Below are 16,551 nucleotides of genomic sequence, written 5' to 3'. Positions count from 1 at the left end.
GACGGTCGGAGCGGCACCGCCACGGGAGATCGGAGTGATGTCAGCGCAGCGCGCGCACGTGGGTGATAGTCCCCCGGTCCGCGAGTGCCACGAGTGCGAGGACGATCACGAGCGCCACCGCACCGCCGGCTGCGCCTGCGGCGACCGATCCGACGGGAGACGTGCCGACGACGGCGCCGAGGCCCGACGCCGTCAGGGATCCGGCCACGGCTCCCAGCACGGCGCCGACGGCCGCGATGACGATGGTGCGCGGGACCCCTGCGGCCGAGGCACGGCCGCGCACGCGGAGGATCCCCCCGATCAGTCCGACCGCCGCAGCGGTCATGCCGATGACGTGCGCCGCGCCCAGGAGGACGAGCGTGCGCGGAACGGGGTCCCCCGCGACGAGGGGGATGCCCGCCACGACGCTCAGGGCGACGCCCCCCCAGCCCACCGCTGTCGCGATCGCGGCGGCCCGCGACTGCTCCAGTGCGTAGAACACCCGCGTGCCCCATGCGACGAAGCACCAGCCCGGCACCGCCCACGCGATGACGCGGACGGTGTCTCCGAGCGCTGCGAAGAGCTCAGGAGAGTCCCCGCTCGCCGCGTCGCGGGTCGAGAAGAAGATCTCCAGCGGGGTCGCCGCCGCGGTCAGCAGGGCGGCTCCGGCGAAGCCGAGGGCGAGGACGAGGCGCGAGGTCCTCGCGATCGCCGCGTCGACGTCCCCGGGTCCCCGGTCCGCGGACTCGTGCGGTTCTGCGCTGGGCGTGCGCGCGGCGGCCGCCAGCTCTGACAGGCGCGGGAACGCGACGGTGGCGACGGGGACGGCGAGCACGGCATAGGGAAGCAGGTAGACGGCCTGGATGTAGCTGAAGACGACGAACACGCCGGTGCCGCCGACGTTGTTGGACACGACCATGATCATCAGCGTCGCCGCCTGCTGTGCGAGGAGGACCGTCATGCCTGCGGCCGCGAGCCGGACCGCGCGGGCCCCGACGCCGTCGGGGAACCGCCACGTCAGTCGGATGCGCAGTCCGGTGCGCAGGGTCGGAAGCGCCAGCGGCAGGGCGAGGGCGACCACGCCCGCCGTCGTCCCCCAGCCCAGCAGTGCCAGCGCCGCCGGGTCCTCGGTCGCGACCTCGGGCCCGCGCAGACGAGCGTAGCCCACGTAGACGCCGATGACGATCAGACTGGAGACCAGCGGCATGAACGCCGGCCACAGGAACCTCCGGTGCGCCTGGAGGACTCCGGTCAGCACTCCGCCGATCGCGTAGAGCACCAGCTGGGGCGCGAACATGAGGAGGAACCCCGCCCCGTAGGCGACTTCCGTCTCATGGTCCAGCACGATTCCGGCGATCTGCTCCCGGAAGACCACGATGAGGACGGCGAGCGGCAGCGTGAGGGACACGGACCACGTGAGGAGTGCGGACGCGATGCGGGACGCGGTCCCCTTGTCAGCGCGCGACAGCGGGCCTGCCAGCAGCGGCACGACGGCACCCGCGAGCGCTCCTCCCGCGACCACCTCGTAGAGGATGTTCGGCACCTGGTTGGCCGACTGGTAGGCGGTGCCGATCGCACCTGCGCCCACGGACGGGGAGAAGACGAGCAGCCGCCCGAAGCCCACCAGTCGGGACAGGAGCGTCGCGACGGAGACGAGGAGTGCGGCCGACGCGACGAAGCGCAGCAGCCGCGGCATCAGCGGCCCAGCGCGTCGAGGTGGCGCAGTCCCGGCGTCGACTCGATCACCCGGGTGAACGAGACGCGCTCGCTCGCCAGCGTCAGTGCCGCGAGGACCGCGAGCTCGCAGACCAGCCGGGGGCGGGACGCGGTGAGCGCACTGCGCAGGCCGATCGCGGCGCCCAGGGCGTTGGCACCGGCGTCTCCGAGCATGGTCGAGCCCGCGAAGTCGTCGCGCAGCAGCGCCGCGGTGGTGCCGAGCACGCCGCTCGCGAGGACCCGCGAGCCCGCGTCCCGCTCGGTCCGCAGCGCAGTGCTCGTGCACTGCTCACGTGCCCCGGGGAGCAGGTCGATGAGCGCGTGGCCCGTGACCATGACGAGCCCGGCCTTGAACGCGCGCCCGGGACGCAGGTCGAGCAGGTTGAGCAGGTTCGCGGTGCCTGCGACGACGCCGCCGGCGAGCACTGCGTCGGCCAGCCGGCCGACGGGGGTCCGCGCGTTGGTGCGCAGCAGCGCGCTCGCGACGACGGCTGCGACGGGGATGCCGATGACCTTCAGCGCGCCGGTCGTGACCTCTCCGCGCGCCAGCGCGCCGAGGTGTCCGCGCAGCCCCTTCGAGGCACCGGACTCCGCGAAGTCGTCGACGGCTCCCAGCACCCCTGCGGTTCCCACTGCGGTCAGTGCGGCGGTCCTCCCCGCGGCTCCGGGGACGCACGCCGCCGCCGCGAGCAGTCCCGCACTCGCCGCCGGACCCTCGAGCAGAGACACGGGACGGCCCGCATGGTTCTCGCGCACGAGGAGCGGCCAGCGCGCGTCTGCGCGCCCGCGGGCCCGCATCACGCCGACGGAGACCGCCGCAGCGAGACCCGCGGCCAGCACCGCCCGTGGGACCCGGCTGCTCACTGGCCCTCCGGCAGGACCGCCGTCGCACCCTGCCCGGTGCCATAGTCCCCGAACGAACCGTCGATCGCGGCTTCGACGACCAGTGGGACCAGGACGGTGCCGGTCGACAGATCCGTGCCGTCGACGGTCGACAGGTCGACCCGGTCGGACCGCAGCGTCGCGAGCAGTCCTCCCGTCGCGGACGCGGAGGGTCCCGCGACCACGACGACGGTCTCGCCCGCGAGCGCGGAGGCGAAATCGGCGTGGATCGCCACGGAGTCGGCGGGTGCCGCGGCCTCGGCGGTGGGAGTCGGCGTGGCGGAGGGCGATGCCTCTGCCGAGGCATCCTGCTGCACGGACGGGGCGATCACGACGGCGGCGTCGGCCTCAGCCCACTGCCCGCCCGCGATCCGGTCGGCATCGGACAGGATCCCGAAGAGGTCCTGCGACGCGGACTGCCGGGAGTCGGCGGATTCCTCCGCGTCCTCCGGCGCGTCCGTGGGCTGCGCCGACGCGTCCTCCTCCACGGCCTGGGCCTGGGCGCCGAGTGCCTTCGCGAGCGCCGCGCCCACGACCGCGGAGTCGTCGTCCGGCAGCGAGCCGTCCGCGTCGCGCAGCGCAGTGAGGAGCTCCGCATCGGGAGCCGCGAACGCGTCCTCGCCCAGGCTCACGTCGGAGGCGATGCTGCCGCCGGCCTCCTCCGCGCGCGCACTCGCCGCGTCCGCCGCGTCGTTGTCCGCACCGGCCAGGCGGATGACCGTCACCGACCGGTCCGTCAGGGAGTCGGCGATGAGGTCTGACGCGGTCGCGTCCACGAATGCCGCCGTCTGCTCCGTGTGCGTGCGCGCCTCGTCGAGCTCTGTGCGCAGCGTGTCGCGGTCTGTGCGCAGGGCATCGACCTGTGACTGGAGGGAGCTGCCGATCGGGCCCTGCAGCGGTCCGGCGCCCAGCACGATCCCGACGGCGAGCGCCAGGAAGACCGAGATGAGCGAGACGAGGTGGTAGCGGAAGTCGATCACTGTGAGCTCAGTCCTCCGAGGTCAGGGTCGTCGAGGGGGCCGAGCGCCTCGGGTGCGGGGAATGCGGGCAGGGCTACTGCGGTCGGGTCGCCGAACAGCGATCCCAGCCACTGGAAGAAGCCGTCGAACTGGGCGGCGATGAGCCCGAACGCGGTCTGGCCCGCGGCCGTCGCGGACATCGCCGCGACGAGCGCGACGACACCGGCGAGTGCGAGGAGCATGAGCTGCCCCGTGCCGATCCGCTGCCGGTACAGCAGGGACACGCCCTTCGCGTCGAGCAGCTTGCTGCCCACGCGCAGGCGGGTGAGGAACGTCGAGGCCATGCCCTTGCGGCCCTTGTCGAGGAACTCGATGAGGGTGTCGTGCGTGCCGACGGCGACGATGAGCTGTGCGCCCTTGTCGTCGGCCAGCAGCATGGCGATGTCCTCGCTGGTCCCCGACGCCGCGAACTTCACGGAGTCCATGCCCAGGTCGCTGACGCGCTCGACGCCCGGGGCGTTCCCGTCGCGGTAGGCGTGGACGACGAGCTCGGCACCGCTGGTGAGCGCCGCGTCGGACACGGAGTCCATGTCGCCGACGATCATGTCCGGCCGGTGACCGGCCTCCATGATCGCGTCCGCGCCTCCGTCGACCCCGATGAGGACGGGACGCTGCTCGCGGATGTAGGGGCGCAGAGCGGCGAGGTCCTCCTTGTAGTGGTATCCGCGCACGACGATGAGCGCGTGGCGGCCCTCGAACGACGTGCGCACCTGCGGGACCTCGAGGCTGTCGTCCAGGAGGTCGGAGTCCTTCTGGATGTACTCCACCGTGTTCGCGACGAAGTCCGCGAGCACGGTGTTCATCCCGGACTCCGCATCCTGCATCGCCTTCTCGATGGAGGATGTGGTCTGCACAGTGCCCGAGGCGATGACGGTCTCCCCGCGCACCAGGTCACCTCCGTGGAGCGAGAGCTCCTCGCCCTCCTCGACGAGGTCCTCGAAGAGCTCCTCCCCCACGTCGTCGACGAGCGGGATGCCTGCGGCGATGATGATGCCGGGGCCCAGGTTCGGGTAGGCGCCGGACACCGATCGGTGTGCGTTGACGACCGCTGCGGGGCGGCAGTCGACGAGGGCTTCCGCGGACACCCGGTCGATGTCCGAGTGGCGGATCACGGCGATGTCGCCGGGCTGAAGCCGCTTCGTGAGGTCTTTCGTGCGTCTGTCGATCCGGGTCGCGGTCGGTCCGACCGGTGCATCCGTCTCCACGCGCTCGCGGGTCTTGCGCTGAATCATGATGAGGACATCATCCCATCAGCTCCGCGCGGAAGCGTGCCTTCTCCGACTCCGCATCGCTGAGCAGCTCCTCCGCGTGGGCGCGAGCGGAGGCGGAGCCGGACACACCCGCGAGCATCCGTGCGAGCTCCTCGGTGCGGTCCTCCCCGCCCAGCTCCCGCACGCCCGACACCGCTCCGGTCCCCTCGTCGGTCTTGCGGACGACGAGGTGGTGGTCGGCCCACGCCGCGACCTGCGGCAGATGTGTGACGACAATGACTTGTGAGCCCGATGCCAGTCGGGCGAGTCGTCGGCCGATCTCGACGGCCGCCGCTCCGCCTACCCCCGCGTCGACCTCGTCGAAGACGAAGGTGGGGAACCGCTCCGTCCGCGCGCGCACGACCTCGATCGCGAGCATGACGCGGGACAGTTCGCCGCCGGATGCGGTCTTCCCGATGTCCGCCGGCGCTGCGGCGGCATGCGAGCTGAAGAGCAGGCGCACGTCGTCCGCGCCGTGCGCGGCGGGGGTCGTCTCCGTGACCGCGAAGCTCAGGGACGCGTGGGGCATCGCCAGCGCCGCGAGCTCTCCTCCGACGGAGGTGGAGAACTCTTCGGCCGCACGGATGCGGACAGCGCGCAGTGCGACGGCGGCCTCGTCGAGCCGCGCCTGCGCCGCTGCCACGGTCGCGTCCATGTCGCCCAGGCTCGCCTCCGAGTTCTCGAGGTCGAGCAGCTCACCGCCGGCCTGCTCCTCGAATGCCAGGACCGCTGCGAGGTCCTCGCCGTACGCGTTCAGCGACGAGATCTCTGCGCGCCGCGCCTCGGCGTCCTCGAGCGACATCGCCTCGTCGTCGCCGAATCCTGCGAGGTACGACGAGAGGTCTGCTCCAGCATCCGCCATGCGGACCGACACGTCCTCGAGCGATCGGGCCGCGTCCGTCAGCGAGCCGTCCACGGCCGCTGCGCGTGCCAGGGACTCCGAGGCCTGCGCGACGAGCGCAGTCGCGCTCTCCGCGTCGTCCCAATCACTGCCCATGATGAGATCGTGGGCGCGACCGGCAGCCTGCTGCAGCTCCTCGGCAGCACCCAGCCGTGCCGCGAGTGCCGCGAGCTCCTCGTCCTCGCCCTCGGTGGGACGGACCCCGTCGATCGTCTCGAGCGCATTCCGCAGGAAGTCCATCCGCGCCGCGCGCTCGGATCGGGTGCTCTCGAGTCTGCGCTGCTCGTCGGAGAGTCGTCGGTGCTCGGCGAATGCCTCCGCGTACTCGGCGCGGGCAGCGGCTCCGTCCTCGCCGGTCAGCGCGTCGAGCAGCTCCCGCTGCTGGGCCTGTGCCCGGAGGGTGAGCTGCTCCGACTGCCCGTGCATGCTCACCAGCTCCTGCCCCACGTCGCGGAGCACGCCGGCGGGCACCGTCCGACCACCGGCGGTGGCGCGGGCACGGCCCTCGCGCGGCAGGATCCTCGTGAGGACGGCCTCGTCATCGGCGTCTCCGCCGGCCTCGACGATCCGTTCGGCAGCGGTGCCGCCGTCCTGCGGCAGGGCGAAGACTCCCTCGACGACCGCACGATCCGCATCACGGCGCACGGTCGACGCGTCCGCACGGGCTCCGGTGAGCAGATCCAGAGCGGTGACGAACATGGTCTTCCCGGCGCCGGTCTCACCCGTCACCGCTGTGAGTCCGGCACCCAGGTCGATGTGGGCGGAGGTGATGACTCCCAGGTTCTCGATGCCGATCGACGAGATCATGTCGTCTCCCCTGCCGGGCCCCTCCAGCCGTCCACGGGGAGCTGGAACTTCCGCACGAGGCGGTCGGAGAAGGGTCCTCGCTGCATGCGCGCGAGCGTGAGCGGCTGTGCGGAGCGGCAGGCCTCGATGTGTGCGCCGCTGGGCAGGTCGAGCTCGACCCGACCGTCGCACCAGAGCACGGCCGTGTCACCGGGGTGGCGCGCCACGTGCTCGACGGCGATGACGGACGACGGTCCGGTCACGAGCGGCTTCGCGAAGAGCGCGTGCGCACTGATCGGAACCATCAGGAGCGCTTCGACGTCCGGCCAGACGATCGGACCGCCCGCGGAGAACGCATACGCGGTCGAGCCGGTCGGGGTGGCGAGGATCGCCCCGTCGCACCCGAACGTGGAGACGGGACGGTCGTCGATGCCGATGCTGAGCTCGATCATCTGCGTGCCCGGCCCCTTCTCCACCGTCGCCTCGTTGAGCGCCCAGGCGCGATGCACGATCTCGCCGTCCACGCGGACGGTGATGTCGAGGCTCATGCGCTGCTCGATGTCGTAGTCGCGGGCGACGGCGCGCCGGACCGTCTCCTCCATGTCCGCGGATTCGCTCTCCGCGAGGAATCCCACGTGACCCAGGTTGATCCCCATGACGGGCACGTCGAACGAGTGGAAGCGCTCAGCCGCGCGCAGGATCGTCCCGTCGCCGCCCAGCACCATGACGAGTTCGCAGTCGGCCGCTGCGTCCGACAGCGCGGAGTCCTCGACGATGTCGGTCCCGTTCGGGTGGGCGTCGCCGTACGAGGACAGCGCGTCGTGTGCGGACCGCGACATCACGGGGACGATGCCGTTCTCCACGAGAGCGGCGCACACCAGTTCAGCGGCTTTGCGGGCGTTCTCACGACGGGGGTGGAGGTCGATCATCATCCGTCTTGTCACGGGGCCTCCTCCGGCGCGGTTGCAGGGTCGTGGTCAGCACGTCCGCTGGGGTCTGTGCCGCGTTCCACGGTAGCCGATGCTACAGCGCAGACGCCCGCGGCCGACGAGGCGGGGCCGGTGGGGACGTGTGCTCGGGCGAGCACGAAGTGCTCCACATTGCCGGCGGGACCCGGCAGTCGGGACTGCGCGGTCCCGCAGATCCTCACTCCCGCCGCCGTGAGCGCGGTGCTGACCCTCTCGAGCGCGCGCACCCGGTCCTCGGCTTCTGTCACGACACCGTGCTTGTCGAGGGCAGACCGGTCCAGTTCGAACTGGGGCTTCACCATGAGCAGGAGCAGCGCTCCGTCGCGGGCGACGGACAGCAGCGCATCGATCACGAGCGTCAGGGAGATGAATGAGAGGTCGGCGACGACGAGGTCCACTGTCCCGTCCGCGTGGAACGGAGGCGACGGCGCGGCGGTGAGATCCGTCCGGTCGAGCGTCCGGACGTTGGTCCCGGGCAGATCGTGCACGCGGTCGTCGCCCGCGATCCGCGCGACGAGCTGTCCGTGGCCCACATCGACCGCGTGGACGGCCACTGCGCCGTGCTCCAGCAGCACTTGGGTGAAGCCTCCCGTGGAGGCTCCCGCGTCGAGGCACACCGCTCCGCGCACCGCGGGGGCGGCGCCCATGTCCTCCAGTGCTCCCAGGAGCTTGTGCGCGCTGCGCGCCACCCAGTGCTCCGGCGAGTCGACCGTGATGTGGGAGTCCACCGCGATGGAGGCGGACGGCCGCGTGACGACTCCGCCATCGACCGTCACCCGCCCTGCGCGGATCTCCCGAGCCGCGCGGTTCCGGGAGTCGACGAGCCCGAGGCCCACGAGCACGGTGTCGAGTCTGCCGGCGGTGTGCGCACGCGCTGACGGCACGTCAGAGCGCCTCGAGTGCGTCTTCGAGGCGGGACAGGAGTGCGTGGGCCCTATCGCTCCGCTCCTCCGGCGCGCACTCGTCGAGGTCGGTGAGCGCGTCCTCCCACTGGCGGACCGGCACTCCGCCGCCCGGTGTGGGCATCGGATCACCGCTCATGGCAGTCGCCGCGGTGAACCGCCCGGCAGCAGTGCGGTGAGGTCGTCGAGGAGGTAGTCCGGCCGGTGCTCGAGCGGCGCGGCCAGCGCGTCGGCCTCGCGGTGGACCCCTGTGAGGACGAGGCCAGAGGGAAAGCCGGCGGCGCGCGCGCCTGCGATGTCCGTCTCCAGCCGGTCGCCCACCATGAGGGGGCGGTCGGCGCCCAGGGCGCGCACTCCCGCGTCCATCATCGTCTGCGACGGCTTGCCCGTCACGATGGGAGTGGCCCCGGTCGTATCGGCGATGACCCTGACGAACGCGCCGTTCCCCGGAAGCTCGCCGTGCTCGGTGGGGAAGGTGCGGTCCAGATTGGTCGCCCACCACCGGGCTCCGGATCGGACAGCGCGACATGCGTCCGCGATCTGCAGCCACCCGAGGTCCGGGGAGAATCCCTGGACGACCGCTGCGGGGTCGTCGCTCGCCGTGTCCACGACGCGCATCCCCTCCGCCTCCACCTGATCGGCGAGTGCGTCGGACCCGACGACCAGGACGGGAGACCCGGCGGACAGCGTCAGTGCCAGCTCACGCGCCGCGACGATCGCGGAGGTGAGGACCTGGTCGGGCCTCGCGTCCACGCCGAACGAGCTGATGTGCTCCGCCACCTCATCCGCTGATCGCGACGCGTTGTTGGTGAGGAACACCACCGGGATCCCCGCTTCTGCGAGTCCGGTGAGCGCCTCCGCCGCGCCCGGCACGGCCGTACGGCCCGTGTAGACGCATCCGTCCAGATCGAGGAGCAGTCCGTCGAAGTCGATCGATTCCATCAGTGCTCCGGTCTCAGAGGTCGAAGAGGGGCTCGGTGAGCTCCTCGTAGTCATCCGGTGCAGACTCCTGCACCGGCTCCTTCTTCGGCGGCTCCTCCTTCTGCTTCGGCTCCGCGTCGGCCAGGATCTCGTCGAGCTCGTCGACCGTCTCCGCGGGGAACTCTGCGTCGACGGTGCTCATCGACGCGTCACGATCACCCTCGCCAACCGGTTCGGCGGGCCGGTCCGCGACGGCATGCTCGTCAGCGGTGGTGTCGACCTCGACCTCGGCTTCAGCTTCGGCTTCGGCGGCCGGCTCGACTGCGGATGCGCCCGGCGCCTCGGCTGTGGGCTCGGTGGTCGGCTCGCTTGTGGGCTCGGCTGTCGGCTCGGCTGAGGCCGATCCGTCTTCCTGCTCAGACTCTTCATCCGGATCTTCATCCGGCAGTTCGAGCTCCTCGAGCGTGACGATCTCCACGTTCGCGTTCGGGTCGGGATCCTCGTCGCCGAACAGTGTGCCCGTCGCCTTGGCCGTGCGCCGTGCGAGCTCTTCGTAGCGACCGGCGAGGTCCGCGTCACCCTGCAGTCGGATGACATCGGAGTACACCGACAGGAGCCGCACGAGCGTTCCGTTCGCGTTGCCCGCGAAGTTCCTGGTCTCGAGGAGCGCCCGAGCCTCGGCCACCTCGCCGCGATCCATGTGCGCACCCGCCGCGACCATGAGCAGCTCGGTGTACAGGTCATGGCCGAGTGCCTCCTCCGAGGCCTCGGAGAAGATCTCCAGCGCCTTCTGCGGACGACCGCGACCGCGCTCGGCATCCGCGATGAGCGGCAGGTTGTCGTCTGATCCGGAGATCCTCCGATGGGTCCGCAGCTCACGCAGCGCCTCTTCGAAGCGGTCCGTGTGATAGGCCACGATCCCCGCGGCCTCCCGGACTCCTGCCACACGGCTGCCGCGGACGGCGGCCGTCTGCGCGTGGGCGAATGCCGCCTCCGGATCGGTGCCGATCAGCTCGCTCGCGGCGACGAGGTGCTGTGCGACGAGCTCCGCGTTGTCCTTCGAGAGCGGACGCAGCTGGGAGCGGATCTCCTTCGGCAGCTCACTGCCGGTGATCCCTTCGGGGATGGGCGGGCCCTGTGGGAACTTGGGACGGTCGTCCCCGCGGTCTGCAGGGCGTCCACGATCTGCAGGGCGTCCGCGACCTCTGGGATCCTCGCGCCGACGGTCACCGCGACCGTCCTGTCGGCGGTCGTCGAAGCGTCGACGCTCTCCCCGCTCGTCGCGACGGGGTCCTCGGTCATCGCGACGACCGTCGAAGCGGGAACCGCCCCGCTCATCACGGCGGTCGCCCCCGGGACGACCGTCACGACGTGGTCGTCCGTCGTCTCGGCGGGGACCGCGGTTCTCCCACGGGCGGCCGTCACGACGGTCGCCGCGGGCGCCGTCCTCACGGCGGCGGGCACCGCCGTCCCCTGAGGTCCGGTCGGGTCGCGAGGTCCGGTCAGTGCGACGATCGTCGTCACGGCGGCGGTCACCCGTGCTGCGGCCACGGCCGGAGTCATCGCTGCGGCGATCGCCACCGGGACGGCCGCTGCCGTTCGAACGGCCGCGATCGTCGCGGTCGTTCCACCGGCTGCGTCCGGGACGGTCGTCACGGCGGCCCTGCCCGCGATCGTCGCGGCGATCACCACGGCTGTCGTCGCGGCCACGGTCGCTGCGCGGACGGTCGTGACGCGGACGGTCGTCGCGGGAGCGATCGCCTCGTGCGGTGCCCTCGCGTCCCTGAGCGCCTCGCCCGCGTCCCGCTCCGCGCGGTCCTCCGCGTCGGTCGTCGCGGCGCGCGCCGTCGTTCGTGTCGTCTGCCTCAGCCATCGCCATCCTCGGTCGTCACTATTCAGTTCCGCGCCGCGGTGCAGCGCCCTGGCTCCGTCTGACCGGGCCGAACATCGTCACTCATTCTACCGTGGCCGGCCACGGCGCGAGGGAAGCCGGAGTTCATCTTCCTCACATCTGGTGCTCATCTGTCCTCAGCCTTCTGCTCGCCGCCAGTCCATACCGTCGTCGCGGTCGTGCCTGCGCTTTCATCCGCCCGCAGGCTCAATACCCACAGAAGTATCCGGAAGGACACCATGCATCGCATGCTCGCAGCGGCCTCGGCCGGGTCGCTCCTCGCGCTCGCCGTCGTCGCCCCCGCATCCGCCACCGTCGTCGTCGACGAACCCATCGTGCATTCCGCGGCCGACCCGTCGCTCGCGATCGCTCCGATCGGGACCCATGCGACGGGGACGTTCGACGAATCCGCCGCGGAGATCGTCGCCCACTACGCCGCCGCAGACCGCACACTCGTCGTCAACGCGCAGCAGGGCGTCATCGATGTGATCGACGCGTCGGACCCTGCGAACCCCGAACGCGAGACGCAGATCGAAGCTGCGGGGACCCCCGTCGCCGATGGGGCGGCGATACCGTCCGGCTCCGTGGCCAACTCGGTCGCCGTCCGCACCGACGGTCTCGCCGTCGTCGCTGTCGAAGCGCCGGAGAAGACCGATCCGGGCTGGCTGATGTTCGTGGATGTGACGGGCGATGAGCCCGTCTCCCTCGGCGCGATCACGGTCGGCGCGCTGCCCGATTCGGTCGTCCTCTCCCCCGACGGCCACCACGCGGTCGTGGCGAATGAGGGTGAGCCCGCGGAGGACTACTCCGTGGATCCGGAGGGGTCCGTCGGCGTCGTCGCTCTGCCCGACTCTGTGGCTGCGGCGACCCAGGCCGACTACCGCACTGCCGATTTCCACGCGTTCGAAGGCGGCGCGGTGTCTGAGGAGGTCCGCATCTACGGCGGCCGCGAGGACGCGGGCACCGGCACTCCGGAGCGTCCCGTGTCGGAGAACCTCGAGCCCGAGTACAGCGCGGTGATCGGCGGGCGTGCCTATACGACCCTCCAGGAGAACAACGCCGTGGCGATCACTGATCTTGCGACCGCCACCGTCGAGGACATCGTGCCGCTCGAGACGACCGACCTGCGGGATGTCGCCTTCGACGTCTCCGATCGCGATGATGCGATCGATCCGGCGAACTGGCCGGTCACGGCGTTCCGCGCACCTGACACCATCAAGGCCGTCGAGATCGCCGGCGAACCGCACCTCGTGACGGCGAACGAGGGCGACCTGCGTGATTGGGACGCCTTCAGCGAGGAGTCGCGGGTCAAGGACTTCGGCAGCGACGGAGTGCCCCCACTGTGCGACACGGTCGCGTCGGACACGGGGATGACCCTCGAGGAGCTCACCGCCGATGAGAACCTGGGTCGGCTCACGGCCACCACGGCAGATGGTCTGTCCGACGAGGAGGACTGCTACGACGAGATCCATGTGAGCGGATCCCGTTCGTTCTCGGTGCTCGACGCCGACGGAGCGGAGGTGTTCGATTCGGGTTCACTGTTCGAGGAGATCACGGCAGAGGCGCATCCGGACTTCTTCAACTCGAACCATTCCGAGACGAACTTCGATGGGCGCTCCGACGACAAGGGCCCGGAACCGGAGGCCATCGAGGTCGGCGCAGTCGGCGACCGGGCCTACGCGTTCGTGGGCTTCGAGCGGGTGAGCGGGTTCGCCGCGGTCGACATCAGCGACCCGCACTCGCCCGACTTCGTGACGTACGTCAACAATCGCGACTTCTCCGTCTCTGGCGAGGACGAGCCTGAGCGCTTCGAGGAGGCCGGAGACCTGGGTCCTGAGTCGATCGAGTTCGTGCCCGGTGCCGATGCGCCGGCAGCTGCGGCCGGGTCGGGCACCGATGCGATGCTGATCGTCGGCAACGAGGTGTCGGGGACGACGACCTACTACACGGTCGAGGACCTGCTCGCTGACGGCCCCACAGAGGAGCCGTCGGGCGAACCGACTGATCAGCCCACGGACCAGCCGACTGCTGAGCCGACGGAGCAGCCGTCGGGCGAACCGTCAGAGCAGCCGTCCGAGCAGCCGTCGGGCGAACCGTCAGAGCAGCCATCGGACGAGCCGTCCACAGACCCGACCGACGCGCCTGATGAGGGCGAGGACGGCGAGGACGATCAGCGCGACGAGGCGCGTGACGACGACGAGGGCAGCCTGCCTCGCACCGGCGCGTCCGTCGCAGCCGCGCTGGGCGCGGCGGCACTGCTCGTCGGGATCGGCATCGCTGCGACAGTCATGGCACGTCGCCGCAGCTGAGACGCGTGTCAGAGGGGGAGGCTGCACTGCGGTCTCCCCCTCCGGTACGTTGGACGCACTGCGTCTGATGACCGCTGACGCGGGATGCAGACGTACATCACTCACGCGGAAGGGCACTGCACGTTGACTCTCACAGCTCACACCGGACTCACCCTGCCGGCGATCGGACTGGGCACGTACGGCCTCCGCGGATTCGCCGGTTCGGACGCCGTCCGGACTGCGATGGAGACCGGCTATCGCCTCGTGGATTCCGCCTTCAACTACGAGAACGAGGCCGCGATCGCCGTCGGCTGCCGCGCGTCGTCCGTCGACCGCTCCGAGGTCCTGTTCACCACGAAGCTGGCCGGTCGGCACCATGCGTATGACAAGGCCACGACTGCGGTGGAGGAATCAGTCCTCCGCAGCGGGCTGGGACATCTCGACCTCGTCCTCATCCATTGGCCCAACCCGTCGCAGGGCCTCTTCGTCGAGGCCTGGAAGGCACTCATCGACGCGAGGGAGCGCGGACTCATCCGCCACATCGGCGTGTCGAACTTCCTCCCCGAGCACTTGGAGACGCTCGAGGAGGAGACCGGCGTCCGGCCGGAGGTCAACCAGATCGAGCTCCACCCGTACTTCGCGCAGGAGGATGCGCTCGCATTCCACACGGAGAAGGGCATCATCACGCAGGCGTGGAGCCCGATCGGCAGGGCGGGCAGCCTCCTGGACGAAGCGCCGATCGTCGACACCGCGGCGGCCCACGGCATCACGCCGACGCAGGCGGTGCTGGCCTGGCACGTGCGGCGCGGAGCCCTGCCCCTGCCGAAGTCCGCGGACGCGAAGCGACAGGCGGAGAACCTCGCCGCGGCCGAGGTCGTCCTCACGGATGACGAGGTCGCCGCCATCTCCTCGCTGTCGCGGATCGATGGACGCCGCAGGAACCAGGATCCCGCAGTCTACGAGGAGTTCTGACCACGATCAGGACGAGCGGGCCAGACTGTCCAGGAGGACTGGCAGGGACTCCTGCAAGTCGCCCCCGATGACCTCGTCTGCCATCTCGTCGAACGGGGTGGACTCCGCATTGACGATGATGGTGCGCGCACCGTGGCGTGCAGCCAGCGGGAACAGGCCCGCGACCGGATAGACGCCCAGCCCGGTGCCGACGGCGACCATGACGTCGCAGCTCGATGCCGCAGCGTGCGCAGCATCGATCACAGTGGAATCGAGCGCTTCCTCGAAGAGAATCGTCGTCGCACGGATGATCCCTCCGCACGCCGGGCAGCGCGGGTCCTGCTCCCCTGCGTGGACACGTGCCACCGCCTCTCCCATGGGGCCTGTCGCGGCACAGTCCTCGCAGCGCCACGACCGCGCGCTGCCGTGGACCTCCAGCACACGCGCGGAGTCCGACCCCGCCGCCTGATGGAGGCCGTCCACGTTCTGCGTGATGACCGCGCCGACGTCGTTGTGCGCGGCGAAGTCCGCGATGGCATGGTGAGCCGGTGTGGGGTCCTTCTCCCACACCGCTGCTTCTGCGCGCATCAGCCACGCTTTGCGCCGCACGTTCTCGTCGCGCAGGTACCACGACAGCGTCGACGTGAGCTCCGCTTCGGGATCACTGGTCCACACCCCCTCAGGACCGCGGAAGTCCGGGATCCCGGCGGCAGTGCTGATGCCTGCACCGGTCAGGAAGACGACGCTCACGGCGTGGGCTCCTCACGCTGAGCACCGATGTGCGACCGTGCCTGGGGTGCGCCGCCCTCTGGACGGTGGAGCTCCGCGAAACGCTCCACGAGCGACGCAGCGGGTTCCGCCCTGCTGCCGGCGACCCCGGTGCCGGACCAGAGGTTCAGCAGCTCCGGATCATCGGTCTGCGCAGCTGCGGCGCGGATGCCTGCGGTGAGAAAGTGGACCTGTGGGTACCCGACCACCGCCATATCGTCCATCGCGTGAGTGAACCGATTCACCAGCGCCCGAGCGGGCCGTCCGGTGAACGCGCGGGTCACGATGGTCTCCGATGAGCGCTTCCCGGCAGCAGCGTCGAGCAGAGCCTGCCGATGGGTGGGCTTCGTCCCCGCTTCGTCTGTCGTCAGGAACAGAGTGCCGACCTGCACCGCAGCAGCACCGGCGTTAAGGAGCTGCTGAGCAGTCTGTGGCCCGTCGATCCCACCTGCGCCGATGAGCGGAAGGGAGGTGGCATCTGACAGACCTCCCAGGAGGCTTGAGGCTGAGACGGATTCGGGGTCCGCCGACTGGTCGAACTGGCCGCGATGGCCGCCGGCACCGATCCCTTGGGCGATGAGGATGCCCGCACCATTCGCGTGAGCCTCCCTGCCTTCTCGCACCGTCGTGACCGTCGCGCCGACGAGGACGCCCACTTCGTGGAGTCGCTCGATCGTGAGGACGTCCGGGAGGCCGAAGGTGAAGGTGACGACATCGGGTCGGTGATCCATGACGACCGCCAGCTTCTCCCGGTACATGTCGTCCCCGCTGTCAGAAACCGGCGGGACCTCACCGCGGATGTCCTCGTCGAGCGTCCACGACCGAAGGCCCGTCCGATACGCCTCCACGTCCGCTGGAGAGGGAGTCTGGGCTTCAGGGACGAAGATGTTCACCAACAGAGGTCCGGACGACAGCGCCCGGAACTCCTCGATGTCGCGCGAAAGCGCTTCCGCAGAGAGATATCCCGCTGCCAGGGATCCAAGGCCACCGGCATCGGAGACTGCAGCCGCCAACGCTGGAGTGGACGGGCCGCCTGCCATCGGAGCCTGGACCAACGGCACTGACAGGGATTCCACGGAGAACGTACTCATATCCCCATCGTACTGAACCAGCCGGCATAGCCTGGGCGCAGCACCTGCCAGCGGATACACCCTTGTGAATGGGTTGAGGGCCTGAAGGTGAGCAACGCTCAAACCCTCAGGCCCTCAACCAACCAAACAAAGAATATTGCGGCAGTGACTTACTCTCCCACACCCTATCGAGTGCAGTACCATCAGCGCTGGCAGGCTTAGCTTCCGGGTTCGGAATGGGACCGGGCGTTTCCCTACC

14 protein-coding genes and 1 rRNA gene are annotated in these 16,551 nt (G+C 70.5%); 2 read left to right on the top strand and 13 right to left on the bottom strand.

Annotated features, from left to right (window positions below):
• Positions 1 to 40: 40 nt before the first annotated feature.
• Genes murJ through BSP109_RS02380 form a run of 10 tightly spaced genes read right to left on the bottom strand, consistent with a single transcriptional unit; the run spans position 41 to position 11,197 of the window.
• Entirely contained in the window at positions 41 to 1,675 is a 1,635-nt protein-coding gene (gene murJ, locus BSP109_RS02420) for a murein biosynthesis integral membrane protein MurJ (protein ID WP_101599264.1), read from the bottom strand.
• The gene (locus tag BSP109_RS02415; RefSeq protein WP_087007021.1) at positions 1,675 to 2,559 is read right to left on the bottom strand and encodes a hypothetical protein; all 885 of its coding nucleotides are present in this window, start codon (positions 2,557 to 2,559) and stop codon (positions 1,675 to 1,677) included. Before BSP109_RS02415 ends, murJ begins: the two co-directional genes overlap by 1 nt.
• On the bottom strand, positions 2,556 to 3,557 hold the full coding sequence (locus BSP109_RS02410; protein ID WP_087007023.1) for a copper transporter: 1,002 nt from the start codon (positions 3,555 to 3,557) through the stop codon (positions 2,556 to 2,558). Before BSP109_RS02410 ends, BSP109_RS02415 begins: the two co-directional genes overlap by 4 nt.
• On the bottom strand, positions 3,554 to 4,828 hold the full coding sequence (steA, locus tag BSP109_RS02405; RefSeq protein WP_087007025.1) for a putative cytokinetic ring protein SteA: 1,275 nt from the start codon (positions 4,826 to 4,828) through the stop codon (positions 3,554 to 3,556). The genes BSP109_RS02410 and steA overlap by 4 nt, the downstream gene beginning before the upstream one ends.
• A 10-nt stretch (positions 4,829 to 4,838) precedes the next feature.
• Positions 4,839 to 6,554, bottom strand: coding sequence for a DNA repair protein RecN (recN, locus tag BSP109_RS02400; protein WP_087007027.1), 1,716 nt, complete (start codon positions 6,552 to 6,554; stop codon positions 4,839 to 4,841).
• Positions 6,551 to 7,477 (bottom strand): NAD kinase, encoded by a 927-nt coding sequence (locus BSP109_RS02395; protein ID WP_256970297.1) that lies wholly within the window; start codon positions 7,475 to 7,477, stop codon positions 6,551 to 6,553. Before BSP109_RS02395 ends, recN begins: the two co-directional genes overlap by 4 nt.
• Positions 7,474 to 8,385 (bottom strand): TlyA family RNA methyltransferase, encoded by a 912-nt coding sequence (locus BSP109_RS02390; protein WP_087007031.1) that lies wholly within the window; start codon positions 8,383 to 8,385, stop codon positions 7,474 to 7,476. The genes BSP109_RS02395 and BSP109_RS02390 overlap by 4 nt, the downstream gene beginning before the upstream one ends.
• Before the next feature lies 1 nt (position 8,386).
• Complete coding sequence (locus BSP109_RS17220) at positions 8,387 to 8,542, bottom strand: hypothetical protein (protein WP_179207119.1); 156 nt, start codon at positions 8,540 to 8,542, stop codon at positions 8,387 to 8,389.
• Positions 8,539 to 9,345 (bottom strand): HAD-IIA family hydrolase, encoded by an 807-nt coding sequence (locus tag BSP109_RS02385; RefSeq protein WP_087007033.1) that lies wholly within the window; start codon positions 9,343 to 9,345, stop codon positions 8,539 to 8,541. Before BSP109_RS02385 ends, BSP109_RS17220 begins: the two co-directional genes overlap by 4 nt.
• A gap of 13 nt (positions 9,346 to 9,358) precedes the next feature.
• On the bottom strand, positions 9,359 to 11,197 hold the full coding sequence (locus BSP109_RS02380; RefSeq protein WP_101599263.1) for a hypothetical protein: 1,839 nt from the start codon (positions 11,195 to 11,197) through the stop codon (positions 9,359 to 9,361).
• A 257-nt stretch (positions 11,198 to 11,454) separates the two neighbouring features.
• Here BSP109_RS02380 and BSP109_RS02375 point away from each other — a divergent pair, with 257 nt between their 5' ends.
• Both BSP109_RS02375 and BSP109_RS02370 read left to right on the top strand, forming a co-directional pair.
• On the top strand, positions 11,455 to 13,524 hold the full coding sequence (locus BSP109_RS02375; protein ID WP_101599262.1) for a choice-of-anchor I family protein: 2,070 nt from the start codon (positions 11,455 to 11,457) through the stop codon (positions 13,522 to 13,524).
• Positions 13,525 to 13,608: 84 nt separating this feature from the next.
• Positions 13,609 to 14,475 (top strand): aldo/keto reductase, encoded by an 867-nt coding sequence (locus BSP109_RS02370; RefSeq protein ID WP_087007039.1) that lies wholly within the window; start codon positions 13,609 to 13,611, stop codon positions 14,473 to 14,475.
• A gap of 6 nt (positions 14,476 to 14,481) precedes the next feature.
• Here BSP109_RS02370 and BSP109_RS02365 read toward each other — a convergent pair whose 3' ends face one another.
• The 3 genes from BSP109_RS02365 to rrf all read right to left on the bottom strand — a co-directional run.
• Positions 14,482 to 15,204 carry a Sir2 family NAD-dependent protein deacetylase gene (locus tag BSP109_RS02365; protein WP_101599261.1) on the bottom strand — a complete coding sequence of 241 codons (723 nt, stop codon included), beginning with the start codon at positions 15,202 to 15,204 and terminating at the stop codon, positions 14,482 to 14,484.
• Positions 15,201 to 16,313 (bottom strand): nitronate monooxygenase family protein, encoded by a 1,113-nt coding sequence (locus BSP109_RS02360; protein ID WP_101599260.1) that lies wholly within the window; start codon positions 16,311 to 16,313, stop codon positions 15,201 to 15,203. The genes BSP109_RS02365 and BSP109_RS02360 overlap by 4 nt, the downstream gene beginning before the upstream one ends.
• A 136-nt stretch (positions 16,314 to 16,449) precedes the next feature.
• A 5S ribosomal RNA gene (gene rrf, locus BSP109_RS02355) occupies positions 16,450 to 16,551 on the bottom strand; the annotation flags it as partial.

Origin of the sequence: Brevibacterium sp. Mu109 (assembly GCF_900169375.1) — a bacterium.
GTDB lineage: Bacteria > Actinomycetota > Actinomycetes > Actinomycetales > Brevibacteriaceae > Brevibacterium > Brevibacterium yomogidense_A.
This window is presented reverse-complemented; position numbering and strand designations above follow the sequence as displayed.

Bases quoted from the DNA above. Each gene is read 5' to 3' on its own strand.
- recN (WP_087007027.1), bottom strand. From the start codon at position 6,554: ATGATCTCGTCGATCGGCATCGAGAACCTGGGAGTCATCACCTCCGCC.
- BSP109_RS02385 (WP_087007033.1), bottom strand. From the start codon at position 9,345: ATGGAATCGATCGACTTCGACGGACTGCTCCTCGATCTGGACGGATGC.
- murJ (WP_101599264.1), bottom strand. From the start codon at position 1,675: ATGCCGCGGCTGCTGCGCTTCGTCGCGTCGGCCGCACTCCTCGTCTCC.
- BSP109_RS02375 (WP_101599262.1), top strand. From the start codon at position 11,455: ATGCATCGCATGCTCGCAGCGGCCTCGGCCGGGTCGCTCCTCGCGCTC.
- BSP109_RS02370 (WP_087007039.1), top strand. From the start codon at position 13,609: ATGCAGACGTACATCACTCACGCGGAAGGGCACTGCACGTTGACTCTC.
- BSP109_RS17220 (WP_179207119.1), bottom strand. From the start codon at position 8,542: ATGAGCGGTGATCCGATGCCCACACCGGGCGGCGGAGTGCCGGTCCGC.
- steA (WP_087007025.1), bottom strand. From the start codon at position 4,828: ATGATTCAGCGCAAGACCCGCGAGCGCGTGGAGACGGATGCACCGGTC.
- BSP109_RS02380 (WP_101599263.1), bottom strand. From the start codon at position 11,197: ATGGCTGAGGCAGACGACACGAACGACGGCGCGCGCCGCGACGACCGA.
- BSP109_RS02360 (WP_101599260.1), bottom strand. From the start codon at position 16,313: ATGAGTACGTTCTCCGTGGAATCCCTGTCAGTGCCGTTGGTCCAGGCT.